The sequence below is a fragment of the Paraburkholderia sp. JHI869 genome (genome assembly GCF_038900775.1).
Classification (GTDB): Bacteria; Pseudomonadota; Gammaproteobacteria; order Burkholderiales; family Burkholderiaceae; genus Paraburkholderia.
Genome location: NZ_JAYMSC010000001.1, coordinates 308,613 through 335,070, shown reverse-complemented (window position 1 = coordinate 335,070; position 26,458 = coordinate 308,613). Strand labels below are relative to the sequence as shown.

Sequence of the window (26,458 nt, the reverse complement as noted above, 5' to 3'; positions counted from 1 at the left end):
AATGTGTTGGCGCGGCTTAAGGCCCGCGGCAGCAAGAGAAAAAAGATGGATCACATACTGGTCGTCGACGACGACGCCAACATCCGGCAACTGCTGCGCGACTACCTGCGCGAGATGGGCTACCAGGCGAGCGCCGCCACCAACGGCGCGCAGATGAAGCAGATACTCGCCACCCACCAGGTCGACCTGATCGTGCTCGACCTCATGCTCGACGGCGAAGACGGACTCGACCTCACGCGCGAGCTGCGGCGGGTTCACGACACGCCGGTCATCATTCTTTCGGCGCGCGGCGGGCTGCTCGACCGCATCCTCGGCCTCGAAATGGGCGCCGACGACTATCTGCCCAAGCCTTTCGATCCACGCGAGCTGCTCGCCAAGATCAAGGTTGTCCTGCGCCGCACGCGCGCGGTGCCCGGCACGCGACCCGCCGACGCGAACGCGTTCATCACCTTCGCCGGCTGGCGCCTCGACACGCGCATGAAGCAGATGCGTTCGCCCGACGGCGTGGTCGTTTCGCTCGGCGGCTCGGACTACCGCACGCTGCGCACCCTGCTCGATCATCCGAACCGCCCGCTTTCGCGCGAGTTTCTGCTCGACCAGGTGTTCAGCAAGAGCCTGACGCCGCTCGACCGCGCCATCGACGTATGCGTGAGCCGGCTGCGGCAGCAGCTCAAGGATTCGGCGCGCGAGGCCACGCTCATTCGCACCGTGCGCAACGAGGGCTATATGCTCGTGGCCGAAGTCGGGTACGAAGCGTGAGGCGGGTCGTTGATTTCGCTTCGAGGTTGCGCCTCTGGCCTGACACGCTTTACGGACGCCTCGTCGTGATCCTCGCGGCGGGCATGTTCGCGGGGCAATTGCTGACCAGCACGATCTGGTTCGAAACGCACGACAACCGCACGCTCGAAATTCCCGCGCGCCTCTTTGGCAGCCGTCTCGCCGATACGGTGCGCCTGATCCAGCGCGCGCCCAATGCCGCGACGCGCGAGGCGATCGTCGGCACGCTCGGCGACGACCGTTATCGCCTGCAGTGGGTGCAGGGCGCGCCGCTGCCCACGCCCGCCACGCTTTCGCTCGCGCAGCGTGCGACCGCCGGGCTGATCGAGGGTGTGATCCGCAAGCGCCTGGGAGAGCCCATCGACGTGCATCTCATCGACGCCCAGGTGCGCGACGGCGCGCGCCGCGAAGGCGGCGTGCTGAGCCTGTTCGACTCGCGCATGCCCACCGGCGACTTTCACGTGCAACTCGAAGTGCCAGGTCGTGGATGGCTCGATATCCACGCGAACGAAGGCCAGGCGGGCATGCATACCGAGCGCGGCGCGCTCGTGATGGATTACCTGTTGCGTATCTATCTGCTGCGCTTCGCAGCGGTGTGCCTGATCGCGATGGTCGCGGTGCGCTTTGCGCTCGCGCCTTTGCGCCGCTTCGCGGCGGCCGCCGAAGCGCTCGGGCGCAACATTTATCGCGCGCCGCTTGCCGAAGCCGGTCCGCGCGAAGTGCGCAATGCGGCGCACTCGTTCAACGCGATGCAGCAGCAGTTGATCGACAGCTTTGCTGCGCGCACGCGCTTTCTGAGCGCTGTATCGCACGACTTGCGCTCGCCGCTCACGCGCTTGCGCCTGCGCGTGGAAATGCTGCCGGACCCGGCTTCGCGCGAGCGTTTGCGCGGCGATCTCGAAGACATGGAAGGTATGGTGCGCGCTACGCTCGACGCCGTGCAGGGCGTGGAGATCACCGAGCCGCGCCAGCGCATCGACCTCGTTTCGATGCTCGAAGGACTCGCCGGCGATGCTCGCGAACAGGGCCAACGCGCGCGCGTGACCGGCAGCGTGCGCGCGCCCGTTCCAGGCTTTGCGCGCAACCTCAAACGCTGCCTCCAGAATCTGTTCGACAACGCGATTCGCTATGGCGGCGAGGCGAGCGTCACCGTGAGCGACGTTGGCGATGGCGTGCGCGTAATCATCAGCGACAACGGGCCCGGTATCGCCGACGCCGCGCTGCTCGAACGCGTGTTCGAGCCGTACTTCCGCATCGATTCACGCAGCAGCGATGCGCCCGGTGGCACGGGATTGGGGCTCACGATTGCGCGCAGCGTAGCGGCCGCGCATGGCGGCACGCTCATGCTGCGCAACCGGGTGGTGGATGGGCGCATCGTCGGGCTCGATGCGGATCTGACTTTGCCGCGAGGCGATTGACCGGCTCCGTGCTGCTTATGCCTTCAGCACCGACGGGTCGATATACCCCGGCACCGCAGCCGAAAGCGATTGCTTCAACTCACGGCTGCCCGCATCCGCCAGCACTTCGCTTTCGCCCGCTTCGAGCGCGTCGTAGGCCTGGCGAACGACATCGGCGGGACTGACTTTCGGCACGTCGAAGTCCTTGGTGAGATCGGTATCCACGAAGCCGACATGCACGCCGACCACGCCGATATTGCGCGCCCTGAAGTGCAGCCGGATGTTGTTGGTATAACTCCAGGCCGCCGCCTTCGAAGCGGAATACGGTGCAAGGAACGGCACGGCTCGCCACGTGACATCGGAGAGCACGTTGATCACACCGCCGTTGCCGTCGCTGGGCAGCACGGACTCGAACGCGCGGGTCGTGCGAATGACGCCATAAAAGTTCGTTTCGAAAATGCGCCGGGCCTGCTCCTCCGCCTCTGTCGCAAGCGGCGACTCGAGTATTTCCGCAATCCCCGCGTTGTTCACGAGCAGGGTCACGTCCGACGCGATCTTCGCCGCCGCCGTGACGGAGGCCGGATCCGTCACGTCGATCTTGACGGGAACGATGCCGGGCTCGCTAAAGCGTTCCGGGTTGCGCACCCCTGCGTAGACCTTGGCAGCTCCGCGGGCAAGCGCTTCGCGTGCAAAAGCCAGTCCGAGACCGCGGCTGGCGCCCGTGACGAACACAACGGAATTCTTGATCTTCATTTTGAATCTCCTGAATTAGCAGTGAAAAGTGATCGAGTGATCGAATCAGGCCTGGAAAAGCTCGCGGTTGGCGCGAACGAACGCCTCGACCGTCTGCGGCGCCTTTCCAGTGACTTGCTCGATGATGCTATCGGTACCCTTGAACACGCCGTTCTGGTAATCGACGGCGACTTCAATGAAATGCTGGATAGCAAACTCGGGAAGGTCGTACTTTTGCAAATGCGCGCGATATTCATCGAGCGTACCGGGGCGATAGACGATCTTCCGGTCGATGACCTTGCCGATTTCATCGGCAATGCCATGGTGGTCGAGTTCGACCGGGCCGCAAAGCTCGTAGGCCTTGCCAATGTGGCCCGACGGTTGCGCGAGCACCGTGGCGATGAAGCGTGCCTGGTCGACAGCGGCGATCGGCGCATGACGTCCCGCGCCGTACGGCAGCGTGATCTGCCCTTCCTCGACGATGGTGTCGCGCACCCACGGGAAGATCAGCCATTCGGAAAAGAAGGTCGGGCGAATATGAATGGTCGGCACACCTGACCAGTCGAGCACGCGCTCCGCGATCCAGTGATCGCGCGCCGCGTGGCTCTTCGCATGTTCGCGCGCGGAAATCTGCGACATTTCCACGACGACTTCGAGACCCGCACGGCGCGCGGCGTCCGCGAAATACGCGGTGCCCTGAATGAACCCGGGCCGCACGGGATAGCAGAGATAAGCGCCCGTCACGCCTGAAGTGGCGCGAATCAGGTCGTCGTGATCGAGCAGATCGCCCACCACGACTTCGGCGCCGGCGGCACGCAGCGCGGCACTGCGCGCGTCTTCCGTACGGACCATTGCGCGAACCGCATGGCCGGCTTCGAGCAGGTTGTTGACCACATGCACGCCGGTCTTGCCCGTGGCGCCGGTAATCAGGAATTTACGCTGTTGCATGATGAATCCTCCGTTTATAGTGCATATGCACATATGAGAGCGAGTTGAATCGCCAGTCGCTGGCGACAGCTTTCTTCAAAGCATTTCGATGTGTTGCCTCACGTCTTCCAGCAGCGACGCGGAAGCGTCCTGATCGGGGATGATGCGCGCCATGGTCAGCGCGCCGATCATGGCCGCGAGCGCGAACACGGCCTGCGAGCGGTCCGCCTCTTCCTCCGGTGTTGCCATGCGCGCGGCCAGCATGTCCACGAGCGCGCCGAACCCGCGCGTCGCCGCCGTGCGTGTAGCGTCGTCCGCGCGCGCCAGTTCGCTGCCCATGCCGGCAAGCGGGCAACCGTTCGCTCGCGCATCGCGATGACCGGTGGACATGTACGCATCCACGACCGCCCGGAACGCGTCCTCGCCCGTAGCGCCATCGGCGGCCGCGGCGAGATTTTCGACGATGCCGGCAAGCCCCGCCTCGCAAGCTTCGGCAACCAGTTGATCTTTCGACTCGAAATGGCGATAAAACCCGCCATGCGAAAGTCCCGCGGCGGCCATCACGTCGGCGAGGCCCGTTGCGTGGATGCCATTCGCCCTGAATGCGCCGGCCGCGACTTCCACGATGCGCTCGCGCGTTTGCGCCGTTTCGACCTTTGACTTCCTCATGATGACCTGCGCTCCGTGATTCGATGTTGCTTTAGATGGTAGTCATCATCTAAACGGAAGTCAAGGCGCGTTTCAGTGGGACCGCGAGGATGGACCGTTTTATTTTGGTGCCCGTTGGTTATTCGAGCGGCCGTTCCGCACTGAAAGAAGTCGTCGCCGGCCATCGGACTTTGCACCCTCCACAGCTGATACCGCGGTTGTACAATCCGTAACTCGCGAACCATCTCCGCTGCCATGCTGAAAATCAGCCCCCCGACGTTGAGCGATGCCGAGGCGCTACTGGCATTCGAGGTCGAAAACCGCGCCTACTTCGAGCAATGGATTAACGCTCGCGCTAACGACTACTACAGTGCTTCCGCCGTTCGCAAATCGATAGAAGGAGCAACGAGCGATAAAGACGCCGATCGAGCCTATCAGTACCTCGTTTGGCTCGACGATACGATCGTCGGTAGAGTCAATCTCGTCAGCATTACTCGCCCATATTTCAACAAGGCGACGCTTGGATATCGCATAGGAGAGCACTTTGCCGGACGTGGCTATGCATCTGAAGCCGTTAGGCTTGCGATCCATATTGCAGCAAAGGAGCTAAATTTGTCGCGAGTCGAGGCAATTGTACGGCCTCAAAACATCGGGTCGATGCGTGTCCTGGAACGGAACGGGTTCGTGGCGTTTGGGCGAGCCAGCAGGGCCATGCATCTCCATGGCGAATGGCACGACCTCGTCTATTTCGAATGCCATCTCGACGAGCCGGGAGCGGCGCCTGCGATAGGCCCAGGGAAGGCTGAGTGGACTCCCAATTCGATCTAGTCGTTTTGGGACGGATGATAAGCAAAGCGCCAATTTTTACGCAGCCGAATGGCCGTTATCGCTCAAAAACGCACCAATCCACGCCCTCTTTGGTAGGACCGCTATCGGTCGGGTAGCGCCCACGGGTCAGACTAGATCTCCCTTCAATCGAAAGGAGATTGGCATGAGCACATCAACCAGCACAGGTCTGCAGCGGGCAACCGCTTGTTCGTGCAAAGGAATTTGCAACGAACTTCGCTCTGCTGTCGACGGGCCGAAGGCGGCCGATGAATAAGAAAAAACGCCACTGGCACAAGCCAGTGGCGTTTTTCACTGCATCGACCCACCGCCTTCCGGAGCCACCGCGGCGGCGGCGAGCGGGCAGTCCTTACACGGCGGCGATCGCCTGGCGGGCGGAAGCGAGCGCCGCGCTCGCTGCGTCCGGGCCCATCGCCAGGCCTTCAGCGTGGATGAAGCTCACATCGGTCATGCCGAGGAAGCCGAGGAACGACGTCAGGTACGGCGTCTGACTGTCGTGCGGGGTGCCGTGATACTTGCCGCCGCGCGCCGTGACAACGTACACCTTCTTGCCCGTAACGAGGCCTTCGGGGCCGTTTGCGGTGTACCGGAACGTGATGCCGGCTCGCGCGATGAAGTCGAAGTACGTCTTCAGTTGCGACGAGATGCCGAAGTTGTACATCGGCGCGCCGATCACGATAACGTCCGCGGCTTGCAATTCTGCGATGAGCGCTTCACTGCGCGCGGCGATGGCCTGCTGCTCCGGCGTGCGCTGCTCAGCCGGCGTGAAGAACGCGCCAAGAATGGCGTCGTCGAGGTGCGGCAGCGGCTCGGCCTGCAGGTTGCGCGTGACGACTTGCGCACCCGGATTCGATTGTTGCAGCTTCTCCGTCAGTTCGTTGACGAGGAGCGTCGACTGTGCGCCTTGCGAGCGGGCGGCGGAATTGATTTGCAGGATCGTGGTCATCGTGGTCTCAGGCTTCAGTTTGGGGCGCACAGTGTGGCGCGAGTGAAGCCATTGTCCGCGGTAATCGGGACTGGATAAATCCATCCGGGCGCGATGAATTGTTGCACCAGCGGGACAATCATCCGTGCTCAGCCGCGCTGAGGCGGCGCATTGGTGACATTCGGGTCTACAGTGAGCTGTCTCGCAGGACATCGCGCAGGTGAGAAAACGACGTTCCGGCCGCTACACCACGCGATGATATGTTGCGTGAGCCGCGCAGCGGTACCCCGCGGCTGGTCCCGTAACAGCATGCCGGCGTCCGCGCAAAATCCCTCAAGAGCGACCTCGTCCATCTCCGCCTCCGGATTCTGCTTGCACGCACCGGGTACCCGATATCCGCGAGTACCGCTTCTGTTCGACTGAGTATCGGGTCCGGGATACCCGTTGTGGCGACGAGTGCAAGGACTGGAGCCTGGAGAATTGTCCGTTCTGGGAGCACCAACAGGAACCCGCCGGTCCTCGCGGGAAGACGTGGCGGGCGGGTGTTGCAGGTGGATGACAAGCGGACGCGAGGCGACGGAGCCTCGTGCCTCGACGCCTCGGCACCGGCGGTGCCGAATCAGTTGTCGTCGCTTCTGGACGGGAGATGCTCGTGAGGCTCGGGCTCGGCCGCGTCGGCGTCAGGCAGGTCGTCGGGGGCCGGATTTTTTCGGCCCGTCTGTCCGGCCGGCCGATCGGGCTGGCCAGTCGTACCGGCGGAAGGGCGCGCGGCGTCGGGAGCGGTGCCGGTCGGACCGGCGGGTGGATGGGAGGTCATGATGGGCTCCTGCGCTGAAGAATGCAGCTCCATCATGATAGACCGCGTGGCCGGTCCGGGGGAGACGCGCGGGCAAGCCGGGGAAAACATGGGACGTTGACGAGGTCAGCCTTGCCCAGCTCGAGGAAGTCCAGGCGCAGCTTCATCGCGATCTGCCGCGCGCGCTATCCCCGAACCACGGCGATTTTCTTTTATCCCTCGTGAGTCTGGACCCCGACTGGGCGCTGATGCTTTACAACCATCTGCGCGATATGCCCGCGATACGCTGGAAGATTGAAAACCTGAGCAAGCTTCGCACACGCGACAAACGGCGCTTTTCCGATCAGGAAGCACGACTACGCGAAGCATTTGCAGCAATTGATCGCGAGGACAAGCGCGCATAGGAGATCGCGTGCGCGTCGGTTTCGCCTGATAAGTCGCGAACCGGGCCAGAAGGAGGCTTTCATTTGATACGTCGCCATGACAGTGAGCCGGCTGCTGCCCTTCCGCAAGCGGCCACTCGATCGCCCTGAGCTCGCGTCGTATCATCGACCAAAGCAGTTCCCCTCAGACCGGTCAACATAGTCATGGCGCCTCAATTCGAAATCAGCGAAACCCTGGTCGGCGCACTTTCGCTGCGGGCCATCAAGTCATTTCTCGCGGCCGCAAAGTTCAGCAGTTTTACGGGGGCCGCCAACGCGCTGAGCGTGACCCCGGCGGCCGTAAGCAAGCAGGTGCGGGAACTGGAGGATTACCTCGGGACGGCGCTCTTTGTCCGCTCAGGCAGGACTGTCGCACTGACGGCCGATGGGGAGATGTTCAAGGATGCCGCCCAGCTTTCCCTGATCAATATTCATCAAGCCGCCGAACGCCTGCGCAAGAAAATCCCCGCCAGGCAGACCCTGACCGTATGCTGTTCGCCAGCGTTTTCGGCGCTATGGCTCCACAGGCGACTGCCCGAATTCCTTCAGGACGCCCCGGATATCGAACTCACCGTGCTGGCCACGCAGAATTACGTCTCGATGGAAGGAGGGGTGCGGCCGGATGTGTACATCGCGAAACTGGCCAGCTTGCGCGACGGATACGACAGCGAGCACCTGTTCGACGACGAGGTCTATCCGGTCTGCACCCCCCAATATCTGCAGAACCATGGTCCGATCGAGTCGCCCGAAGACCTGCTGAACGTGTCGCTGCTGGACCTCAGCGCCTACGGCCGTTCGCAGATCTCCGAGCATATCGACTGGAAAGTCTGGCTGGCGCTGCACGACGTGGACACCCCTTGGTGCGCAGACACGCCGCGACAACTGTTCACCAGCAATGACTATCCGGCCATCGTGCAACTGGCGCTGGCACATCAGGGAGTGGCGCTGGGCTGGCATCATCTCGTCGGACACCTGGTCGATAGCGGCGAGCTGGTGCGTCCACTGCCGCACAAGACCGTGATGAGGAATCGTGGCCATTACCTTTCAGTGCGGAAGGACAAGGCCGACGCCAGCGTATGCAAACGGTTCTGCCAGTGGATCAGGCAGCAACTCGCGCTGCAATCTTCAACCAAAAGTTGAAGGACTGCCGCAGAAAATGTCGTTTTGGTTACCAATGAAACCAGCATAGATTTCTCTTCATGCCGCACAGGCGCGGCGATCCGGAAGAGGACATCAGTACATGGGTTTCAAGAGAAGCATCCATGCCGTGGAGACCCATTCGGGCATCCCCATGCGCGTTGTGACCGGCGGTATCCCGCACATTCCCGGCGACACTGTCCAGGCCAAGATGAAATGGCTGGAGGCCAATGACGACGGTCTGCGCAAGCTGCTGCTGCGTGAGCCGCGGGGCTACCCGGCCCATTGCTGCAATATCGTCGTGCCGCCCTGCCATCCGGAAGCAGACGCCGGCTACATCATCCTGGAGCAGGTCGAGTACCCGATGATGTCGGGCGGTAACACCATCTCCGTGGCTACCGTGCTGCTGGAAATGGGCATGCTGCCGATGCAGGAGCCGGTGACCGAGCTGACGTTGGAAGCGCCGGCCGGGCTCATCCGCATCACCGCCGAGTGCAAGGACGGCAAGGTCAAGAGCGTGAAGTTCACAAACGTACCGGCATTTGCCGCGCATCTCGATGCCTTGATCGACGTGCCGCATCTGGGCAAGGTGCGAGTGGACGTCGGCTGGGGCGGCATGTTTTACGTCATTGCCGACGTGCAGCAGTTTCCCGGGCTCGAACTGAAGCCTGAGCATGGCAAGGAGATCACGCGAGTCTCGGCCATGATCCGGCAGGCCGCCATCGAACAGCTGCCGGTCGCGCATCCCGACTATCCGGGCGTCGGCATCACCATTTCGCAGCTCTCGGGCCCGACGGATGATCCGCGGGCAGACTGGAAGAACGCGGTCACCATGCCCACGGGGCCGCTTTCCTGGGACGATCCTGCCACCTGGACCGGCGCGATCGACCGTTGCCCCTGCGGCACCGGCACCTGCGCCAAGATGGCCGTGCTGCACGCCAAGGGTGAATTGCCGCTGCATCAGGAGTTCCGGCACCAGGGAATCCTCGGTACGGTCTTCACTGGCAGCCTCGTGGGGACGACTCGAATCGGCGAGCAGGCGGCCGTGATACCGACACTGGCCGGCACTAGCTGGATCCATGGCATCAACACGATCGTGCTGGATCACGACGATCCGTTTCCGGAGGGCTACACCCTCGGGGACATCTGGCCGAAACAGTAGGAACGGTACGCATGCAGACCATCTCCTCGCAGCAGATCCAGTCGGTGCTGAACTGGAACGGCGTTCTTGACGCGTTACACCAGGGGCATTCCGGGTCCCGGCCCATGGGCGACGCTTACTTCATTGGAGATGCGAGCTTTGGCCTGTTCAGCCGTGGCGTGATTCTTCCGGGCATGGGTGCTGGGGTCAAAATCGCCTCGATCCATCGGGCCAACGGCGCTGCCGACCCACCCCTACCGACGGAGCAGGCTGCGTTTCTGGTTTTGGACGAGCGTACCAAGGGTCTCGTCGCCATGCTTGACGGTCCCGAAATCACGCGATGGAAGACCGCGGCCGACTCCGCGCTGGCGGCACGCATGCTAAGCAGCGAGCACAGCGAGGTCCTGCTGGTCCTGGGCGCGGGTCCGGTTGCACGGTCTTTAACGGACGCTTACCTGCACATCCGGCCGTCCATCCGCGAAGTGTTGTTGTGGAATCGCACACAGTCGAAGCTGGTAGCCGCCCGCTCGGCGCTCGAAGCGAGAAACATCCGGGTACGGATTGTCGAGGGCCTCGATGCCGCGGTCGCCAAGGCAGACATCATTGCGGCCGCCACCAGCGCATCCACGCCCATGATTCGGGGTAAGTTCCTTCGTCCCGGTACCCATGTGGATCTGGTTGGCGGGTACCGGCCCGACATGCAGGAGGCGGATTGCGACGTGTTCCAGGGTGCCCGGATCTTCGTGGATGACCGCAAGACTGCTGCTCAGTCGGGCGACATCCAGATTCCTATGCAAGCGGGCGTGATTTGTGAAGGCGACATCGAGGGCGATCTATTCGATCTGTGCAGGATGCAGGCATTCCATCGCTCGGACGGAGACAGGACGGTTTACAAGAATGCCGGCGGTGCGCACCTGGACCTGATCATCAGCCAGTATGTTGTCGAGCAATTGAAATCACGCTAACGACAAGACTGGCTTCAGGAGGGAAATGACTCGGCAACCTGGAAGGACACGACTATCTGGAGAGCAACAAGTATCGATTGCTCGCATCACACGCTGAAGCAGATGAAGGCCACCGGTTTCTATCGGTGCGGATTCAATCCGGAACACGTGACATTCGGGAAGCATCGGATAGTAATAATTAAATAGTTAGTAATGCAGATATAAGCCCGTTGAGCGCGAAGATGTGGCGAGGTGGGTTGAGAAAGAGGAGCACGGAATCTGGTTGATGTGAGGTATCAGTTTTCTGAAAAATCGATGTCCGAAGTTTTCAGTGCCCGTAGGAATATGCATCAATTGTGCTCTACCAGTTGATGTGGACAGGTCGATATTTAGTGTGTTTCGCTGTCAATGTGCTGAGAAAACGCTCAGCTTTGATGGATTAGATCGTTTGATTTTTCCCCGTCGAATTGCACTGCTAGTCTGAAAATTCGGCAAGTTGAACATTTATTGAACTGGTGTCTGCCATGCGAAAAGCCCTCTTATCGATCCTCGTCACCACTGTCCTTTCCGGGATGACAGGCGAGGCTCTTGCACAACAGGTTGTCAAGATTGGCATCTCTGCGCCGCTCACCGGCATAGGTGCTGCGAATGGCAAGGACATGGAGAACGGCGCACGCCTCGCAATCGAAGAGGCGAATGCGCAGCATCTCAATATTGGTGGGAAGGAGGTCAAGTTCGAACTTGATTCCGTTGACGACCAGGGCGATCCGCGAATTGGCGTTCAGGTGGCGCAGAAGCTGGTCGACGACGGAGTGGCCGCAACAATCGGTTACTACAACTCTGGCGTTGCCCTGCCGTCCGCCCCCATCTTTGCGAAGGCCGGCATTCCACTGCTTGATCCCGCTGCGACCAATCCTCAGATTACGCGCCTCGGATTGACCAATGTCTTCCGGATCATCGCTACCGACGTCCAGAACTCGGGCAATGCTGGCAACTATGCGGTTACCGTAACGAAGGCAAAGCGAATTGCAACGATGGACGATCGCACCGCCTTTGGTCAAGGAGCCGTCGAAGAATTCAAGAAGGCCGTTCAGGCCGCAGGCGGATCGATCGTCACGTCTGAGTATACAAACGACAAGGCAGTTGAATTCAACGCATTGCTGACGAATATCAAGGGTGCGAATGCAGATCTTCTGTTTTTCTCTGGCAGCAATGCCCAAGCCGGACTGATCGCAAAACGCATGAAGCAGCTTGGAATGCACACCCAGTTTGTCGGAAGTGGAGGTATCGCGGATACCGTCTTTATCCAGTCGGCTGGAGACGCCGCGGATGGATCGATGGCGTGGGAGTACGGACGCCCGATTGACTCTCTGCCGACAGGCCGAGCATTCGTCCAGAAATACAAGAAGCGTTTTGGCATGGACCTCCTCACTTATTCACCGTTTTCCTATGACTGTGCATGGATTGCCATCGACGCGATGAAAAGGGCAGGCTCGACAAACCCGGCCGTCTTTATGACGGCGCTTCGCTCAACCCAATATGATGGGATCACAGGCCACATTTCATTCGATAAGATTGGCGATTTGGCCAATCCCACCTCAACGCTGTATCAGGTTAAAAACGGCAAATGGGTCCCTGTAACAACGATTGGCGCAAGATAGGCAGCGAAAAATCGAAGGCTTCGTGCGCCATGGTACGCGAAGCCTTCATCGTACGTGTTAGCTCTCGCGACCGCTCGAGAGGTCCGAGGTACACCATACAACGGCCGGTCGACTGGGAACCTTTGAGCGGCAGCAACGGGTCGAAAATCGGCGTTGCTGCCGGCCTTAGGCCAACCGACGCCGGGTCATGCAGCACCGTTCTCCCGCGCCATCATTACCCCGCCCATGCTTACCTGGGGATGCCGGTTCAACCCGCCATAAACGCAACGCCGCGCCGGCTCAGCGCGGCGAGACGACAATCGCGACCCGGCGGTTTTGTGCGCGCCCGGCTTCCGTGCGGTTGTCGCCCACCGGGTCGCGCTTGCCTTTGCCGATGATCTCGACGTGTTCGGCAGGAAGGCCGGCGTCGACGAGTTCGAGCGCAACGACTTCGGCACGGCGTCTGGACAATTCAAAGTCATAGGTGTTCGAGCCCTCCCCGTCGCTGTAGCCATAGACGCGCACGCTGTTGAGTCCCGCCGACGTAAGCGTGTGACCAATGCGCTCGACAATCCGGCGGGCGTCAGGCTTGAGGTTATAGCGGTCGAAGTCGAACAGGATGGGTCCGGTCAAGCCGAACTCGAAGCCCTGCCCGGTCTCCTCGAATCCCGCAGACGTGAGTGCCTGGACCTGCTTCTGCGTCAGACCGCGGTAAAGCGGCGGCGTTTTGCAGCCTGCAAGCAGCAAACACAGGAACAGCGCGCTCACAATACTTGATCGCCAGATCCTTGCAGGAGACGAGTTTTTCTTCATCGTATTCCCCTCGAGCGCGCCTGCTTCGCGCGCTGGTTCGCATCCTTGCGACGGTCCGGCTGTTGCGCCATGCCATCGCGTCAAGCCGGGCCGGCAACACCTTCGGCGAACTGCCACGAGCCCGGTCGCGCCCGCTTGGCCCGGTACATCGCCGCATCCGCAGCGCGCAGCAAGCCGGTCGCGTCGCACGCGTGATCGGGATACAGCGCAATCCCGATGCTCATCATGGCGGCGACCGTGCGGCCATCGGACAACGTGATCGACAGCGCCATGCCGGACAGGATGTCCTCGGCAATACGGGCGGCGCTGGCCAGTTCGCGCATCGGCGCCAGCATCACGGCGAATTCGTCGCCGCCCAGGCGCGCGACCAGATCGACCTCGCGTAGCTGCGTGCGCAGCCGCGCCGCGATGCCGATCAGCACCGCGTCGCCGGCGTCATGGCCGAAGCAGTCGTTGATCTCCTTGAAGCGGTCACAGTCGAGATAGAGAACGGCGACCCGCTGCTCCGTCACCATGGCCTCGTCGAGAGCGCGCTTGAGGCGTACCTCGAACTGCAAACGGTTGGGCAAGCCGGTGAGCGCATCGTGCGTTGCCTTGTGTTCGAGCGAGGCGTTTTCGTTGCGCAGGTGGTTTTGCCAGTCTTCGAATTCATCGAGCAAGGCGTTGAAGTCGTCGCCGAGCTGATTCAGTTCAGCAATCGCAGTGGGCTCGACCCGTCGCTCGAACGCGCGTTCGCGCCGCACTGCGTGGGCGACGCCGGCCAGCGCGCGCAGCGGGGCGACGATGTTGCGCACCACGCGCTTCGAGCTGACATAGGCGCCAAGTACGCTAACGGCGAGGCAGGCCAGGATACCGCCGACGCCGCCGAGCAGGAAGCCGAAGAACTGATGCCCCTGGCCACGCACTTCGACGTAACCGACGGCGATGCCGTCATGCAGCACCGGTACGGTCACGGGTCCGGGCAGCGCAACGTCGGCGACTGCCCGCTCGAGCCGGGCGATCGCGCTGGCGGCTGGCGCCTGCCATGCCGCGAACGGCCGGTTCCTGCTATCCGTGACGACGATCTCAGCCATGTCCTCTTCCTTGGCGATCAGCTCGATCGCCTGGGTCGCTGCGACACGGTCGCCGAACACCAACGCCGCCTCGACCGTATAGCCGAGCGAGCGTGCCAGCAGGTTCAGGTTGTTGCCGGAATAGGCGCGTAATGCGATCACAGCGACCATGATCAACGACACCGTGGCCATTGTGACGGCGACGAACGCCAGACGCAGGTGCGCGCGGCGCAATACGCCTTCCAGCGTCGGGCGCGGCGTGGGCGGAGGGGAAACGGGGGGCGCGGGCTGTGTCATGGCGTCACCGGCCGCCGCGCGAGGTTGAGTACATTCGGGTGGACTCGTACGCCGCTGCGCGCCACGGCATCGAGATTGATATCGAACGTTATGCGTTCGCCATCGACATTCAGACAGAACATGCTGCCTGTGGTGCAGGACGGATCGTGTTCCGCAATTGTCAGGACAGAATGGCCAGCCACGGCGGCGCTGACCTGCTGTCGCTCGGTGTCGCTCAGGTCGCCAAGATAGACGACCTGGCAGGTCGCGCCGAGGGTGGAATCATCAAACTGGACGTGCTGTACCTCGAGCGGCGTCGAGCCGGCCTGCAGCGCGTCGACGAGGCCTTGCGCGTAGTCGGGCCGGCCCGTCACACACAGGTGCAGGCGCGCGGGCGGCGTCGGCCAGCGCGTAAAGCTGATGATGCCCAGCACGACCCGGCGCACGGCGGCGTCGCGTGGCGAAACGGCGGGGTCGGTGCGGCTCGCGCCGGCAATGTACGCGGCGTTGGCTGGATCGACTGAATTGGCGGGTGTGTCGGCGGGCGCAGCCGGTGCCGCGCCCAGCGCGCAAGCCAATGCGAGCAGGACATGGCGAAGCGAGGCCGACCAGCCAGGCCGGCCAGACGTCGCCAGCGCGGCGATCTCCGTCGCGCACCCTGGCCTCAGTGCAGACGCACGACAGGCACCCGCCGCGCGCACGTTCGCATCCATGATGAAAACACTTTTTGGCGTCGATCCGCGCGCTGCCTTCTGGCTCCCGCTATTTGCGGGCCTGCACCAGCTTGTGCGCATAGAAATTCATCTTAGGCGCAAAGTCGCACAATCAACCAGTAGGAAACACCTGTTTTCGTCGTGGCCAGCGACGATTGCCGCTTTGCAGCGAAGTGACGTGCACATTTTCGGGTCAAAACCGTCCGTGCAGGTTGCCGTGCAGCACGTTCGAGGCGCCGCATTCGCGTGGCCTCTGACAGTAGTACGATATTCGCTCGCCGCCGCGCCGTATGCGATGCGATGCGTCGCTCCGCGCTGGCGAGACCGTTCCGGATAAGGAGGAACTATGCGCGTGCTGATAGTTGGCGCAACCGGACTGATCGGCAAGGAAATCGTTCGACTGCTCTCGCCCGAACACGAGATCATTGGTGCAAGCCGAAATGGCCCGGACCTCTTCGTAGACATCGCTGAGAAGGCATCCATCGTCTCAATGTATCAACAGGTCAGAGCCGTTGATGCCGTGATTTGCGCTGCGGGTGCGGCGAAATTCGCACCGCTTGAATCGCTGACGGATGAAGACTTCGGGTTCAGTCTGGCGAACAAGCTGATGGGCCAGGTCAATCTCGTCCGGTGCTCGGTCGGACACGTCACCCAAGGTGGGTCTTTGACGCTGACCAGCGGCATTCTCTCCCTGCATCCGGTCACAGGGAGTGCCGTGGTGGGCATCGTGAATGCAGGGGTCGAGGCGTTCGTCCGCTCCGCAGCTCTCGAATTGCGGGGTACACGGATTAACGTGGTCAGCCCAGGCTGGGTTTCAGAAACACTTGCCGCGATGGGGCAGGCTTATTCGGCAGGTACTCCCGCCGCGGTGGTGGCCCAGGCCTACAAGCGAAGCCTGGTCGAGAACATCACAGGCCAGGTCATTCCAGTCAGAAAGGCGTGAAAGCAGCGCCACCGTCGTACCAATCCAAGCATTGAGGAGATGACCATGAACCTCGCCGGCAAGACAATATTTATGTCAGGCGGCAGTCGGGGTATCGGACTCGCCATTGCACTGCGCGCGGCACGCGACGGAGCGAACGTTGTGATTGCAGCGAAAACGGCCGACCCGGACCCGCGGCTTGAAGGCACGATACATACGGCCGCCGCTGCAGTGGAAGCGGCTGGCGGAAAGGCGCTTCCACTCGTCGTCGACATCCGTGATGAGGAGCGCGTAAAGAACGCCGTTGCCAGGACCATCGAGGTATTCGGCGGTATCGACATACTCGTGAACAACGCGAGTGCTATCCGCCTGACGGGAACGCTGGATACACCCGTCAAGCGGTACGACCTGATGCACGGGGTGAACGGCAGGGGCACATTTGTCTGTGCGCAGGCCTGTCTGCCCCACCTGCTCAATGCGCCTAATCCACACATTCTGACGCTGTCACCACCGCTCGTCACAGACGCAAAGTGGTTCAAGGATTTCCCGGCATATGCCATTGCAAAATACACGATGAGCCTGTTTACGCTCGCGCTCGCTGGCGAGTTCAAGGACCGTGGCATCGCCGTGAATTCTCTGTGGCCAAGAACCGCGATTGCGACTGCCGCCGTTCGAAACGAGATTGGCGGTGCACGGATGATCGCTGCGTGCCGAAAGCCGGAGATCGTTGCCGACGCAGCCCACTTCATTCTGACGCGCCCATCAAGGGAGTCCACCGGAAAATTCTTTCTGGATGACGAAGTTCTCTTGGGGGCTGGCGTCCGGGACTTCTCGCAATACGACGTCGAGCCTGGCGCGGCATTGCAGGCCGATCTTTTCGTTGAGGCCTTGCCGGGCATGCTACGGGCAGACAATATGATAAAAGCCGCGAAGCCCTCGTGAGTGCGTGAGCGGCAATCTACCTTCACCAACTCCACCACAATCAGGTTTCCTGAACAAGTTGGCGTTACCGGCGGTGACGCGAATGAAGTGACAACAGGAGCGGCAGTCGACAGGTTGCCGTGCGGCTACGAATTAGTCCAGCCAAACGAAGCGGCCGCGCACCGCTCATACCGCCCCGTCGTAACCGACAGGGCGGCCTGGCGACGGCGAACCGCTTTTGAGAGCTCACTCGAATACGATTCGCGGGAAGTAGAGGGAGACAATCCAGTTAGGCCGGTCGACGATCTCGCTGATGCGCAGGTCGGCGCAAACGCTGCACAACAGGTAGGCATCGATCGCGCTGATGTGATGTTCTCGCGTCAGAAGGTCGATCATTCCAGTGACAGCAGCCCGAGCATCTTCCATCAGATCCGGACCGATGCCAGTGGTGACTTCGTAACCCTTCGAATCGAGATGACGGCTGACAGGGCCCGGCGTTGTAAAGCGGGGAAACGCGAGGTTCGCCTGTTTGACCAGTTCGAATTTCGCGGTCAGTGCTACCGGGCTCTCGATGGCCGTTCCGCATACCTCGCCGTCACCTTGTGCGGCGTGCGTGTCACCCACCGAGAATAGCGCGCCCTCCACCTCCACAGGGAGATAGAGTTCTGTGCCTGCACCAATGTCGCGGATATCCATGTTGCCGCCGACACGACGTGGTGGAATCACGCTGTGCAAACCCGGCTCTCCCGGGGCGAGGCCGATCGTGCCGCAAAATGGCTTTAAGGGAACACGTCCACCAGGGCCGTACATGGCAGGGATCGTCAGATCTGCTGCGTATTTCCAGATGTGCAGGGCGGGGTCGGGAAACTGATCTGCGAGCAAGCCAAAGCCGGGAATGTTTGCTGTCCACCCCCAACCCGACGGAGCAAACGACAACAGTGTGACCTTGACGGCGTCGCCCGGTTTCGCGCCGTCGATATAGATCGGGCCAACAACCGGGTTCACCTTCGCGAAGTCCAGTCGCGCAATTTCGCCGACGGTCGAACGGGCAGTGAGCTGACCACCCGATGCGTCGACGGGAAAGAACTCGACCGTTTCACCGGGAGCCACGGTCAACACAGGTGTTAGCGACTGGTCCCAGCCAAAATGGCTCTGGTGCTCATGAATTGAATGGCGCGCCCAAGGTATTCCGCTCATTACCTACCTCCTGGAAGCCGGCCAGGTCAAACGACAACGAGAGCACGAGGTCAATCGACTATCTGTGCGTTTGCGCACATTACGAATATTGACTCCCAAGTCAGGTTGCCCGAATGGCGTGCCGCGCTTTGCCCAGGGATTTGCCGCTGATTCGATGTTCTGAACGGGTTTGCCCGGCGCTGTGGAGAACTGCTCGTGGTCGGCGCGCGTCCACGGGTGAGCTCTGCGTTCACCACCAGCCAGCGCGGGACCCGTTTAAACGAAAGCCGGCGCGAGAGCGAAGCACCGCGGTGGTCGCAATTGCAGATCGAGGCCTTTGGCCAGGCTTCACTTGCGCGGAACAGCCACCAGCCCTTTATCTGGTCATCTGCGATCCGGCCCGCATCACTTATGACGTTCAGCGTCGGGACCCGATACGGGGATAGTCCACTCATCCACCGCTTCCCCCGCCTCGGGCTCGCGCTCTCGCCGAAGCTCCAGGATGCGACCGTGAGCGACAACCACTTTCAGGTCGAGTCTCACGCCTTTGCGGAAGTGGAACAAATAAGCGGTGAAGGAGGCTGTGTTGCTGGCAAGGTAACCGTCACTCAGAAACTGTCGGCGCGCGACAAGTCCATCGCTTGCCACCCAGTAATCGGCCATGGCGCAATCGAGCGACTTTGTCTGCCACTCCTTTCTCGGCAGGTCTTCGGGGAACGGCTCGAAATCCCGAGAAAACTCGAATGTATCGTTCATCCTCGAGCGCGGCTTCGCTGGTGTTAGCGTCGATCAAGGGTAGCATGGCGTCCGCTTTCTCCGGGCTGGAACTGCAGAACTGGTTCGGGCCGCTTGCGCGCCACAGTTTGCCCGCTGCCGGAATGTGCGGGACGGGACCGCACCGGAATCCGTAAGTTGCAGTGGAAGTTGAGAAAAGGTGCACCAACATCAGGTGCATTCCTCACCAACAGATTGCTCACCATGAAAATGGAAAGCTGGGTTGATCCATCGAGCGGAAATGGCATCCGTTGCGTCGCATCGACCCTGAACTCGATGTCGAAGAGTTCTCCCGCCACGTGCTCGCGGCACACAAGACAGGATTCCAAGGCATCGGCACACAATCTCGGGCTCTTCTGGGAAGGCGTGTGGGGTGCAAACAACAGCAGCCCTGTTCCGGACCGGATCAAGGCCATGCAAAGCTATCGACGAGGTGGAGATGACCTGCGCTGCCAACGCCGTCTGGAAGCGCTGCGTTGAAGCCGGTCTCGGGCAGCCACCAGCGCGCGCCAGAACGGTGACGGAGACAGGGCTTTCGCGTGTGGCCAGGGACGAATCCACAATGCGTCAATGTTTCTGCGATTCTTTTCGAGCACTGTTCCTGCACCATTTCAAAATCAGTCTTCGCGGCGTAGCCTGCAGGCTTCCCTGGGACTCCCGGTTGCCGGGTAGATCGCGACTGCCGCGCGGCAATCATATGCTGCCGCCGTCCGGGATTAGAATGACGAATATCTGCACCGGGTCTGGGTCGTTGAAGGCCGGACCCTGCGCTGTCCGTGGACCTGCTGATTGGCAGGTGTCATACCGGTATGGTAAAAAGTCGTCCCTTGCGGGTAATCGCCCAACGCGATGCCGTATTCTCGCAATTTCAGGTTTCAACATCGACAGGATTCAAAAATGGCAACTGGCACAGTGAAATGGTTCAACGATGCGAAAGGCTTTGGCTTCATCACCCCGGATGACGGCGGCGAAGACCTGTTCGCCCACTTTTCCGAAATCAAGACTGAGGGCTTCAAGTCACTGCAGGAAAACCAGAAGGTAAGCTTCGATGTGAAGATGGGGCCGAAGGGCAAGCAGGCTGCAAATATCAAGCCAGCCTGACCGCCGCGCGTCGCATCCAGATGTATGGCCCGTCCCGCGGGCCAGTTTTTCTTGCGCCCTGCGTATCAATCGTCAATGAAACGATGGGCATCCGGCACAAGTTGCGCAACGAACAACTGTGCTGTCTGCAGGAACGTCAGCGTCTCGTGATCGTTCTCAGTTCCCGTCAGGGCGCCGCCTCGCCGACAACGAGCAGGCTCCGGTAATGATCCGCAGCGTCTTCCGCGCCGGCAACAACGCTGTCCTCGACGAATCGACATCCCCGACCAGAAGCACTACGATCGAAAACATGCCGGTCGCCATCGCAGGTGCCCGTCGCAAGATAATTTTCTGAAGATTCGCACTAACCGCGCCGCCCACCGATGTCGTGGCCCATAGCGCCTCGCGGCGCATGCGTAGTGAACCGGCGCGGTCCCGTGCAGGATGGCAGTGAACGTGACGCCGTCCGCCGCGTAGATTGTTTGAATCAGGCGAGGAGGCAGGTGCCGGAAATACGTGGCGCTATCCTCGGTGGGTGCCCGTCGATGCCACCACCCGGTGGACCGACGCCGGAAGCCGTGCTTTCAGGGGAATCGCCATGACGACGACTGAGTCACTTCTGACGTTGGCCGAATATCTCGAGCTGTCCCTGAACGCTGGTGGAAGCGTGATCATGATGCAGAAATGCAATGACGCCTGTGCCATGTACGTTGGCGATGCCAGGAGAGATCAGGATCGCCTGAGATATCACGGGAACATTGCCGCAAACCTGGCCGAAGAAATCCTTGAACAAACCCACGCTGGACGAAACCGGCTGGAGATTGGCGGACAGCAATACCGTTTTATCCGGAGCTTCAAACATTTTGAGGATCGCGGCGCGGTCGTTTTCGCGCCGTCGTGACACCGGACGCACGACGATTTCGGGAACCGTAAATTTGACGTTTCCGGGCAGGTTGTCCATTCCCAAATACTGAAAATCCTCATCAAGGACTTGTCAGGTGAAGTACGTCGCGCTCGGAGATGATCGGGTGGTCGACCTGCCAGTCGGCGGCCAGCGTCATGAGCGGTCGTCACGCGGCTCCAGGCATTCAGATGACGCACAAAGGCCCTGAGGGTCAACCCGTCTCTCAAGCAGGGTTGCCAGATTGTGGTGAGCATCCACGTACGACGGGTCAAGCTCAAGGCAACGCTCATCGCTTTCAGCGCCGTCAAGCCGCCCCGGTTCCTCAAGGGCAACGGCCCGCTCTCCAAGGTTGAAATGCTCCAGAGATATCAGGCCGGTCGCAATTACGCCCACTGTTAGAATGGCTGCCTTTTTTCAGGAGACGCAAATGTCCTGGTTTATCTATGAAGTGCCCGAATACAACGAAGACGGGGCGCGCATCGAGCCCTTCAGCGAGCTGCGTAGCCGCGTCGTGAAACTAAGTGGGCAGGCAATGGCTGACGAACTGGAAAGCGTCCGGGAGAACGCCGCAACGACGGCGGACACGCCCACGCGCCCGCTGCGCACGGCGGAAAACCCTCACGTATTTCCGATCCCCTATGCCGACTCCATGATCCTGGTCGGGTTTATCTTCGAACTGAAGCGCGAGTTCCGGCAGCTGGTGGTGTCACCCGTGGAAATGCCCTGGCTCAAGGACGCGTAGAAAACCATACGAGCGAAGCAGGCCCTCGTACCGCCCCGGTCGTTCGATCAAGCGGTGAGACTTGCCAGCGCAGCCGTCAAGCCAGGAAGCGTTACTTTGCATCGGGAACCGAGCGCCCAAAAATCGAAAGACCGCTTAGCTCTGGGTATTTTCCTCGCAATCCTTCCAGTACCGCAGCGGATCCAGATGTTGCGGGTAGTGTGAGTTGAGCCACGCTGTCAGCCTGCCCCAATCCGGATGATTGGTACCGGATTTTGCAGACCAGATTGATGATCTCTCGAGAATCTGGCTGTTTGCGCGATCACGGACTACCAGGCTACCCAGTCCAGTCGAACTGTTCGCCTGCGAATCAACCAGATACCGCGGCAGAATCCTGAGTTCAGCGTCCTCGGCCCACCCGTACAAGGCACGGACCACGCCTGACGAATCTCGCAACTCGATGGGTCCACTTTGCGGGCGAACAGCTGTCCATCCTTCAGGAAATTCGGCGACAACCTCGTTTCCCCCTTCCCGCACCCACTTCATGCGCCATGCCCGCGCCATCGCCTCGCGCATGCGGGATACCGACTCGTAGCCAGCAGGCAACTCGATCGCTACCGGAAGCGTGATGAGATTGTCTTTCCAGAGTTTGGCTTCGTCGTCGACGCGCTCGACCTTGGCGAACGCCACTGATTCGAATGGGTTCTCGGGCCGGCTCGACACCTTCACGTTCCCGCTGGGTAGTCCCTCGAAAAGTCGTTCAGCATCATGACGCGTAAGTTTCGCCTTTCCTTTCTTCATTTGTCCCTCTTCAGCATGATTGTCTTGCCAATGCACCGCCCTGAAATACCAACTCGGGCGCGTTTGAACGGCCCCGTGATCTCATTTTGAGCTATTCGCTTGTTCGCATTACCCTGAGGTACTGGCGCGGCTTGTGTCGCCATCCCTCCCCCCGGATATCGGATGAATCGATCCACAGAGCCTTGGACGACGCCGGGCAACGCTATCTCGTGAGATGACCTTCGTGAATTGACGATAGCTGGCTGTTGCTGCCCGTGCGCAGTCTATTGAGCCTCTCGGCCGCCGCCCACTGAAGCAATTAGCCCCCGGCCCGCTTCGCACTATGGCCGGACTTTTTGAGTTCTTCGATGACGCGGTCGCAATGGTCGCCCTGCACTTCAATCACGCCATCCTTGACCGTTCCACCCGAGCCGCAGGCCGCGCGCAACTGCTTACCCAGCAAGGCCAGGCCAGCGGGGTCAAGCGCCAACCCCTTAACGATCGTCACGCTCTTCCCGCCCCGACCTTTGGTCTCGCGAACCACCCGTGCAACGCCGTCGCCTGCCTGTCGTGTACTGGCGATCGTCCGGCAAACACATTGCGCGAGCACCCGCCTGCAATCGGGACACATCCGCCCGCCGTCAGTGGAATAAACGAGGCCACCCTTCGCACTGCTCTTCATGATTGGTTTACTAAAAGACATCAAGGTCGACAACCAATGAGTCTAGCAGGTGACGTCTGCCCCTTCCTGCTACGTCAAATCTCTTTCCGAACCTCGGCTACGTAGCGGAGCTAGATGGCAACTGCACGACCCAGACGCTCTTCGTCGACGAGCATGTCCGTGACGTGCGTAACACCTTTCCTAATCTGCAGCTGCCATTCACGCTCGCGCCAATCGAAACACAGGTGCATACGCATACGCAGTCTGCCTCCGACCCAGGCATTGCGTGACTGCGTGAGACCCTCTGCGACATGTTCCGGCAGCCCGATGACTGACACGCATCCATCGCGCTGATAGCGGCACACGATTTCGGCTGATTTGACGCCGGATTCCCCCATCCTCGACACTGCCTGGCATATGTTGCGCGCGCGGTGGACTCGCGCACTGCCCCTTTCACAGCGAGTACCTATGGCTTCCGTTCATTCTCCGGCCTCCGTGGCGCACGCGGCCAGGCACACCGAGCGCTCCCTCAAACGCATCGTGATTGCGTCCGTAGCCGGCAATGCGATGGAATGGTACGACTTCTTCGTGTACAGCACAGCCGCCGCGCTCGTATTCGGTCAGCTGTTCTTTCCGCCAGACGCCGACCCGCTCGTGGGTACGCTCGGTGCGTTCGCAGCCTTCGCAATCGGCTTCGTTGCGCGCCCACTGGGCGGCATTGTTTTCGGTCATATCGGCGACCGCTACGGGCGGCGTGCGTCGCTCGTCTGGACGTTGCTCATCATGGGCTTCGCGACCTTCGGCATCGGCCTGCTGCCGGGTTATGCCCAGGCAGGCCTGTGGGCGCCCGCTGCACTCGTCGTGTTGCGGGTCTTCCAGGGCATTGCGTCGGGAGGCGAATGGGGCGGCGGCGTCCTGATGATCAGCGAGAGCGCTCCGCCCGAAAAGCGCGGCTACTACGCAGCGTGGAGCCAGTTGGGCGTGGGCGCCGGCTTTGTGCTTTCGTCCGCAGCGTTTCTTGCAGTCGAGGCGCTGCCTCGCGAGCAATTCCTCTCGTGGGGCTGGCGCCTGCCCTTTCTCGCGAGCATTCTCATCTTCGCAGTGGGCGTGTATATCCGCCGGCGTCTGCCCGAAAGCCGCGACTTCCAGACTGCCGAAAAGGCGGGAAAGACCGCGCACATGCCGGTGCTCGAAGCCATCAGGCGGCACCCCAAAGAGATCCTCATGGCGATGGGCCTGCGAGTCGCGGAGAACGGCGGAGCCTACATTTTCCTTGCGTTCTCGCTCGTCTACGGCAAATTTGCGGGTATCCCGAGTTCGACCATGCTCACCGGCGTGATGATCGCCATGATCGTCGAAATGGGCGCGATGCTTGCGTGGGGAAAGCTTTCGGACCGTATTGGCCGCAAGCCCGTTTACATGATTGGCGCTCTCTCGCTCGTCGCCATGGCGTTCCCGTTCTTCTGGCTGCTCAACACGCACTCCACGCCGCTCATCTGGCTCGCGCTCGTGGCAGGCACCGCAATCTGCCACGGCGCGATGATCGGTACGCTGCCCGCATTGGTCGGCGAACTCTTCAGCACCGAGGTGCGATACTCGGGTGTCGCGCTCGGCCACGAAGTGGCATCGATTTTCGCGGGCGGTCTCTCACCGTTGATCGCCACGGCTCTGCTTTCCCGCTTTCACGCTTACTGGCCTGTCTCGCTGTTTCTGGCCGCGCTCGGCATGGTCACAGTCGTAACGTTGAGATTCACACGCGAAACCCGTCAAACATAAGGGCGCGAGATGATCAATGCAGTGCCTGGCTGCTGCCGATGGTCTCGTCATCTGCGTCATCGCGCGAGGCTTCATCGAGGATCGCGCACCGGAAGTCGAACTTGACGCGAAGGATCGCCAGTTCAACACGTGCGTCGCCGCGATGGCCACTGAGGCGAGTATTGATCTCCTCCTCGACGGCGAGAATCGCCTGCTCGACGCTCTCCGGATCATCGCGATCGAATCCGACCTCAACCTCAATGCTCTCCAGAAGGTTCAACGCTGCAGCAATGTCTTCGGAAGCAACGAATAGCGTTTCGGCGTTTTCTCTCATCTCCCCTCCCGGTTGCGTTGTCCACCGTCTTCAGACAGGTGCGAGTTGCACGACTATCGTTGCACATCCAGAAGAAAACTACCGGGGACGAAGGCGGGTGTTGGGCTCGAAACAACGGATGGCTTGCGGTCCATCGTGAAGCGAATAGAATAGAAGGTTCCAGCTGGTCTCAAGCCCCAGTCAACGGCGGTAGCGCCGACACCGCCTCCGCAAAACAATCGATCAAATAATCGCACGCAGCCGTATTCAACGCGTCGCGTCGCGATACGATTCCGACCGTCACCCGCGGCAAGCGTTCCACGACCGGAATGGCGACCACACCGCCACTGAACCACGGCGATTCGAGAAAGGCCTTGGGGCAGCACGACAGCAGATCGCTGTTGGCCGACATCGAAAAACTGGCGCTGAACGAACTGCATTCCATCACGACGCGCGGTGCACCCGCGCCCATATCGACGAAATAATCCTGCAAGACCCGGCCAATGCTTTCGGGCGTCGTGTTCAACATCCATTCGGCACCCGCGAGTTCGAAGATCGACCGCGCGTTGGCGAGCGGATGGCCCTGCCGCGCGGAAATGATCAGTTCTGCTTCGAGAAGCGGTCGAAACTGGAATTCGTTCGAGATCTTTGTATCGTCGAGAATAGCGATGGCAAAGTCGAGCGTACCATCGCGCACTCCCGCCATTGCCTGAGTCAGAAAGCCTTCTTGCACCGCAAGCCGCGTCGTTGCCATGCGCTTCCTGAACATCCTGATGGCGCGCGGCAGGTATTTCAGCGATATCAGCGGCGTCACCGCGCATGACACTACGCCGCCCTCGAGACCCGAGAGTCGATACACGTCATCACGCGCGTGCTGCATTTCCGCGAGTATGAGCTTCGCCCGCGTATAGATAGCGCGGCCGAATTGCGTGAGTTGAGCGCCACGCGCGCTGCGTGCGACGAGCGGTACGCCAAGATCCTGTTCGAGCTCGCGGATTGCCTTGGTGAGCGCGGGTTGCGAAAGGCAGACGGTCCTGGCCGCGGCGCGCAAGCTGCCGTGCTCGGCAATCGCGACGAGCGCGCGTAACTGGTTGTGCTTCAAGGTCGTGATTCCGGAATCGAGATCGGACGGGGTCCGGGGCGGACCCATGCGTGTGACACGGTCCATGCTACCCCGGAAGAAATATCGGAACCATGCGGCTTAGCCCGCATCTGCGCGGGCGTGTGATAACCGCGCGTTATCACAATAAGAAAAAGCAAATCGG

At 61.0% G+C, this 26,458-nt stretch carries 28 protein-coding genes and 1 pseudogene; 13 read left to right on the top strand and 16 right to left on the bottom strand.

The genetic code is table 11. The features are described from left to right. Positions 1–45: 45 nt before the first annotated feature. A complete protein-coding gene (locus tag VSR72_RS01555; RefSeq protein ID WP_342950643.1) occupies positions 46–759 on the top strand; it encodes a response regulator in 714 nt (237 codons plus the stop codon). Between the two features lie 26 nt (positions 760–785). After that, positions 786–2,195: an ATP-binding protein gene (locus VSR72_RS01550; protein WP_342950642.1), complete on the top strand. Its 1,410-nt coding sequence runs from the start codon at positions 786–788 to the stop codon at positions 2,193–2,195. 15 nt (positions 2,196–2,210) lie between these two features. Here the strand turns inward: VSR72_RS01550 and VSR72_RS01545 are convergent, their stop codons facing one another. The 3 genes from VSR72_RS01545 to VSR72_RS01535 all read right to left on the bottom strand — a co-directional run bounded on the left by VSR72_RS01545 (position 2,211) and on the right by VSR72_RS01535 (position 4,502). Further along, positions 2,211–2,927, bottom strand: coding sequence for an SDR family oxidoreductase (locus tag VSR72_RS01545; RefSeq protein WP_342950641.1), 717 nt, complete (start codon positions 2,925–2,927; stop codon positions 2,211–2,213). A 45-nt stretch (positions 2,928–2,972) separates the two neighbouring features. Continuing rightward, complete coding sequence (locus VSR72_RS01540) at positions 2,973–3,854, bottom strand: NAD(P)H-binding protein (RefSeq protein ID WP_342950640.1); 882 nt, start codon at positions 3,852–3,854, stop codon at positions 2,973–2,975. A gap of 75 nt (positions 3,855–3,929) precedes the next feature. Continuing rightward, on the bottom strand, positions 3,930–4,502 hold the full coding sequence (locus tag VSR72_RS01535) for a TetR family transcriptional regulator (RefSeq protein ID WP_342950639.1): 573 nt from the start codon (positions 4,500–4,502) through the stop codon (positions 3,930–3,932). Positions 4,503–4,736: 234 nt separating this feature from the next. Between VSR72_RS01535 and VSR72_RS01530 the strand changes: the two genes are divergently transcribed. Beyond that, entirely contained in the window at positions 4,737–5,309 is a 573-nt protein-coding gene (locus VSR72_RS01530; protein ID WP_342950638.1) for a GNAT family N-acetyltransferase, read from the top strand. Positions 5,310–5,676: 367 nt separating this feature from the next. Here the strand turns inward: VSR72_RS01530 and VSR72_RS01525 are convergent, their stop codons facing one another. Together VSR72_RS01525 and VSR72_RS01520 are read right to left on the bottom strand one after the other, a co-directional pair. Next, positions 5,677–6,273 (bottom strand): NAD(P)H-dependent oxidoreductase, encoded by a 597-nt coding sequence (locus VSR72_RS01525; RefSeq protein ID WP_342950637.1) that lies wholly within the window; start codon positions 6,271–6,273, stop codon positions 5,677–5,679. Positions 6,274–6,871: 598 nt separating this feature from the next. Then, a complete protein-coding gene (locus tag VSR72_RS01520) occupies positions 6,872–7,069 on the bottom strand; it encodes a hypothetical protein (protein ID WP_342950636.1) in 198 nt (65 codons plus the stop codon). 566 nt (positions 7,070–7,635) lie between these two features. On the opposite strand from VSR72_RS01520, the gene VSR72_RS01515 reads away from it, so the two are divergent. The 4 genes from VSR72_RS01515 to VSR72_RS01500 all read left to right on the top strand — a co-directional run bounded on the left by VSR72_RS01515 (position 7,636) and on the right by VSR72_RS01500 (position 12,353). After that, entirely contained in the window at positions 7,636–8,610 is a 975-nt protein-coding gene (locus VSR72_RS01515) for a LysR substrate-binding domain-containing protein (protein ID WP_342950635.1), read from the top strand. Between the two features lie 100 nt (positions 8,611–8,710). Then, complete coding sequence (locus VSR72_RS01510; RefSeq protein WP_342950634.1) at positions 8,711–9,769, top strand: proline racemase family protein; 1,059 nt, start codon at positions 8,711–8,713, stop codon at positions 9,767–9,769. A gap of 11 nt (positions 9,770–9,780) precedes the next feature. After that, positions 9,781–10,713: an ornithine cyclodeaminase gene (locus VSR72_RS01505; protein ID WP_342950633.1), complete on the top strand. Its 933-nt coding sequence runs from the start codon at positions 9,781–9,783 to the stop codon at positions 10,711–10,713. 551 nt (positions 10,714–11,264) lie between these two features. Next, positions 11,265–12,353 (top strand): branched-chain amino acid ABC transporter substrate-binding protein, encoded by a 1,089-nt coding sequence (locus tag VSR72_RS01500; protein ID WP_342950991.1) that lies wholly within the window; start codon positions 11,265–11,267, stop codon positions 12,351–12,353. 279 nt (positions 12,354–12,632) lie between these two features. Here VSR72_RS01500 and VSR72_RS01495 read toward each other — a convergent pair whose 3' ends face one another. The 3 genes from VSR72_RS01495 to VSR72_RS01485 all read right to left on the bottom strand — a co-directional run bounded on the left by VSR72_RS01495 (position 12,633) and on the right by VSR72_RS01485 (position 15,186). After that, entirely contained in the window at positions 12,633–13,145 is a 513-nt protein-coding gene (locus VSR72_RS01495; RefSeq protein ID WP_342950632.1) for an OmpA family protein, read from the bottom strand. A gap of 80 nt (positions 13,146–13,225) precedes the next feature. Next, a complete protein-coding gene (locus VSR72_RS01490; RefSeq protein WP_342950631.1) occupies positions 13,226–14,494 on the bottom strand; it encodes a diguanylate cyclase in 1,269 nt (422 codons plus the stop codon). Beyond that, positions 14,491–15,186: a YfiR family protein gene (locus VSR72_RS01485; RefSeq protein ID WP_342950630.1), complete on the bottom strand. Its 696-nt coding sequence runs from the start codon at positions 15,184–15,186 to the stop codon at positions 14,491–14,493. The genes VSR72_RS01490 and VSR72_RS01485 overlap by 4 nt, the downstream gene beginning before the upstream one ends. A gap of 346 nt (positions 15,187–15,532) precedes the next feature. On the opposite strand from VSR72_RS01485, the gene VSR72_RS01480 reads away from it, so the two are divergent. Beyond that, the gene (locus tag VSR72_RS01480) at positions 15,533–16,129 is read left to right on the top strand and encodes a short chain dehydrogenase (RefSeq protein ID WP_342950629.1); all 597 of its coding nucleotides are present in this window, start codon (positions 15,533–15,535) and stop codon (positions 16,127–16,129) included. A 45-nt stretch (positions 16,130–16,174) separates the two neighbouring features. Continuing rightward, complete coding sequence (locus VSR72_RS01475; RefSeq protein WP_342950628.1) at positions 16,175–17,050, top strand: NAD(P)-dependent oxidoreductase; 876 nt, start codon at positions 16,175–16,177, stop codon at positions 17,048–17,050. A 225-nt stretch (positions 17,051–17,275) separates the two neighbouring features. Here the strand turns inward: VSR72_RS01475 and VSR72_RS01470 are convergent, their stop codons facing one another. Together VSR72_RS01470 and VSR72_RS01465 are read right to left on the bottom strand one after the other, a co-directional pair. Further along, entirely contained in the window at positions 17,276–18,226 is a 951-nt protein-coding gene (locus tag VSR72_RS01470) for an acetamidase/formamidase family protein (protein WP_342950627.1), read from the bottom strand. 384 nt (positions 18,227–18,610) lie between these two features. Further along, positions 18,611–18,961, bottom strand: a complete 351-nt coding sequence (locus tag VSR72_RS01465) for a hypothetical protein (RefSeq protein ID WP_342950626.1) — start codon at positions 18,959–18,961, stop codon at positions 18,611–18,613. Positions 18,962–19,117: 156 nt separating this feature from the next. Here VSR72_RS01465 and VSR72_RS01460 point away from each other — a divergent pair, with 156 nt between their 5' ends. Together VSR72_RS01460 and VSR72_RS01455 are read left to right on the top strand one after the other, a co-directional pair. Then, a complete protein-coding gene (locus tag VSR72_RS01460) occupies positions 19,118–19,459 on the top strand; it encodes a hypothetical protein (protein ID WP_342950625.1) in 342 nt (113 codons plus the stop codon). Positions 19,460–19,876: 417 nt separating this feature from the next. Further along, on the top strand, positions 19,877–20,080 hold the full coding sequence (locus VSR72_RS01455; protein ID WP_042293433.1) for a cold-shock protein: 204 nt from the start codon (positions 19,877–19,879) through the stop codon (positions 20,078–20,080). Between the two features lie 592 nt (positions 20,081–20,672). Here VSR72_RS01455 and VSR72_RS01450 read toward each other — a convergent pair. After that, positions 20,673–21,020: a hypothetical protein gene (locus VSR72_RS01450; RefSeq protein WP_342950624.1), complete on the bottom strand. Its 348-nt coding sequence runs from the start codon at positions 21,018–21,020 to the stop codon at positions 20,673–20,675. Positions 21,021–21,390: 370 nt separating this feature from the next. Between VSR72_RS01450 and VSR72_RS01445 the strand changes: the two genes are divergently transcribed. After that, complete coding sequence (locus VSR72_RS01445) at positions 21,391–21,705, top strand: helicase (RefSeq protein WP_342950623.1); 315 nt, start codon at positions 21,391–21,393, stop codon at positions 21,703–21,705. A 135-nt stretch (positions 21,706–21,840) separates the two neighbouring features. Here VSR72_RS01445 and VSR72_RS01440 read toward each other — a convergent pair whose 3' ends face one another. Together VSR72_RS01440 and VSR72_RS01435 are read right to left on the bottom strand one after the other, a co-directional pair. Next, positions 21,841–22,485, bottom strand: a complete 645-nt coding sequence (locus tag VSR72_RS01440; RefSeq protein WP_342950622.1) for a hypothetical protein — start codon at positions 22,483–22,485, stop codon at positions 21,841–21,843. A gap of 298 nt (positions 22,486–22,783) precedes the next feature. Beyond that, complete coding sequence (locus VSR72_RS01435) at positions 22,784–23,146, bottom strand: translation initiation factor Sui1 (RefSeq protein WP_342950621.1); 363 nt, start codon at positions 23,144–23,146, stop codon at positions 22,784–22,786. Positions 23,147–23,593: 447 nt separating this feature from the next. Between VSR72_RS01435 and VSR72_RS01430 the strand changes: the two genes are divergently transcribed. Then, on the top strand, positions 23,594–24,901 hold the full coding sequence (locus tag VSR72_RS01430; RefSeq protein ID WP_342950620.1) for an MFS transporter: 1,308 nt from the start codon (positions 23,594–23,596) through the stop codon (positions 24,899–24,901). Positions 24,902–24,914: 13 nt separating this feature from the next. Here the strand turns inward: VSR72_RS01430 and VSR72_RS01425 are convergent, their stop codons facing one another. The 3 genes and pseudogenes from VSR72_RS01425 to VSR72_RS01415 form a co-directional block, all read right to left on the bottom strand. Next, the gene (locus VSR72_RS01425; protein ID WP_342950619.1) at positions 24,915–25,214 is read right to left on the bottom strand and encodes a hypothetical protein; all 300 of its coding nucleotides are present in this window, start codon (positions 25,212–25,214) and stop codon (positions 24,915–24,917) included. 169 nt (positions 25,215–25,383) lie between these two features. Next, a complete protein-coding gene (locus VSR72_RS01420) occupies positions 25,384–26,052 on the bottom strand; it encodes a LysR substrate-binding domain-containing protein (RefSeq protein ID WP_342950990.1) in 669 nt (222 codons plus the stop codon). A 117-nt stretch (positions 26,053–26,169) separates the two neighbouring features. Then, positions 26,170–26,343: pseudogene (locus tag VSR72_RS01415) on the bottom strand (LysR family transcriptional regulator); the annotation flags it as partial. Positions 26,344–26,458 lie beyond the last annotated feature (115 nt).

Coding starts and splice junctions, on each gene's coding strand:
- VSR72_RS01555 (WP_342950643.1), top strand. CDS start 46: ATGGATCACATACTGGTCGTCGACGACGACGCCAACATCCGGCAACTG.
- VSR72_RS01545 (WP_342950641.1), bottom strand. CDS start 2,927: ATGAAGATCAAGAATTCCGTTGTGTTCGTCACGGGCGCCAGCCGCGGT.
- VSR72_RS01540 (WP_342950640.1), bottom strand. CDS start 3,854: ATGCAACAGCGTAAATTCCTGATTACCGGCGCCACGGGCAAGACCGGC.
- VSR72_RS01535 (WP_342950639.1), bottom strand. CDS start 4,502: ATGAGGAAGTCAAAGGTCGAAACGGCGCAAACGCGCGAGCGCATCGTG.
- VSR72_RS01530 (WP_342950638.1), top strand. CDS start 4,737: ATGCTGAAAATCAGCCCCCCGACGTTGAGCGATGCCGAGGCGCTACTG.
- VSR72_RS01525 (WP_342950637.1), bottom strand. CDS start 6,273: ATGACCACGATCCTGCAAATCAATTCCGCCGCCCGCTCGCAAGGCGCA.
- VSR72_RS01520 (WP_342950636.1), bottom strand. CDS start 7,069: ATGACCTCCCATCCACCCGCCGGTCCGACCGGCACCGCTCCCGACGCC.
- VSR72_RS01515 (WP_342950635.1), top strand. CDS start 7,636: ATGGCGCCTCAATTCGAAATCAGCGAAACCCTGGTCGGCGCACTTTCG.
- VSR72_RS01510 (WP_342950634.1), top strand. CDS start 8,711: ATGGGTTTCAAGAGAAGCATCCATGCCGTGGAGACCCATTCGGGCATC.
- VSR72_RS01505 (WP_342950633.1), top strand. CDS start 9,781: ATGCAGACCATCTCCTCGCAGCAGATCCAGTCGGTGCTGAACTGGAAC.
- VSR72_RS01500 (WP_342950991.1), top strand. CDS start 11,265: ATGACAGGCGAGGCTCTTGCACAACAGGTTGTCAAGATTGGCATCTCT.
- VSR72_RS01495 (WP_342950632.1), bottom strand. CDS start 13,145: ATGAAGAAAAACTCGTCTCCTGCAAGGATCTGGCGATCAAGTATTGTG.
- VSR72_RS01490 (WP_342950631.1), bottom strand. CDS start 14,494: ATGACACAGCCCGCGCCCCCCGTTTCCCCTCCGCCCACGCCGCGCCCG.
- VSR72_RS01485 (WP_342950630.1), bottom strand. CDS start 15,186: ATGGATGCGAACGTGCGCGCGGCGGGTGCCTGTCGTGCGTCTGCACTG.
- VSR72_RS01480 (WP_342950629.1), top strand. CDS start 15,533: ATGCGCGTGCTGATAGTTGGCGCAACCGGACTGATCGGCAAGGAAATC.
- VSR72_RS01475 (WP_342950628.1), top strand. CDS start 16,175: ATGAACCTCGCCGGCAAGACAATATTTATGTCAGGCGGCAGTCGGGGT.
- VSR72_RS01470 (WP_342950627.1), bottom strand. CDS start 18,226: ATGAGCGGAATACCTTGGGCGCGCCATTCAATTCATGAGCACCAGAGC.
- VSR72_RS01465 (WP_342950626.1), bottom strand. CDS start 18,961: ATGAACGATACATTCGAGTTTTCTCGGGATTTCGAGCCGTTCCCCGAA.
- VSR72_RS01455 (WP_042293433.1), top strand. CDS start 19,877: ATGGCAACTGGCACAGTGAAATGGTTCAACGATGCGAAAGGCTTTGGC.
- VSR72_RS01450 (WP_342950624.1), bottom strand. CDS start 21,020: ATGGACAACCTGCCCGGAAACGTCAAATTTACGGTTCCCGAAATCGTC.
- VSR72_RS01445 (WP_342950623.1), top strand. CDS start 21,391: ATGTCCTGGTTTATCTATGAAGTGCCCGAATACAACGAAGACGGGGCG.
- VSR72_RS01440 (WP_342950622.1), bottom strand. CDS start 22,485: ATGAAGAAAGGAAAGGCGAAACTTACGCGTCATGATGCTGAACGACTT.
- VSR72_RS01435 (WP_342950621.1), bottom strand. CDS start 23,146: ATGAAGAGCAGTGCGAAGGGTGGCCTCGTTTATTCCACTGACGGCGGG.
- VSR72_RS01430 (WP_342950620.1), top strand. CDS start 23,594: ATGGCTTCCGTTCATTCTCCGGCCTCCGTGGCGCACGCGGCCAGGCAC.
- VSR72_RS01425 (WP_342950619.1), bottom strand. CDS start 25,214: ATGAGAGAAAACGCCGAAACGCTATTCGTTGCTTCCGAAGACATTGCT.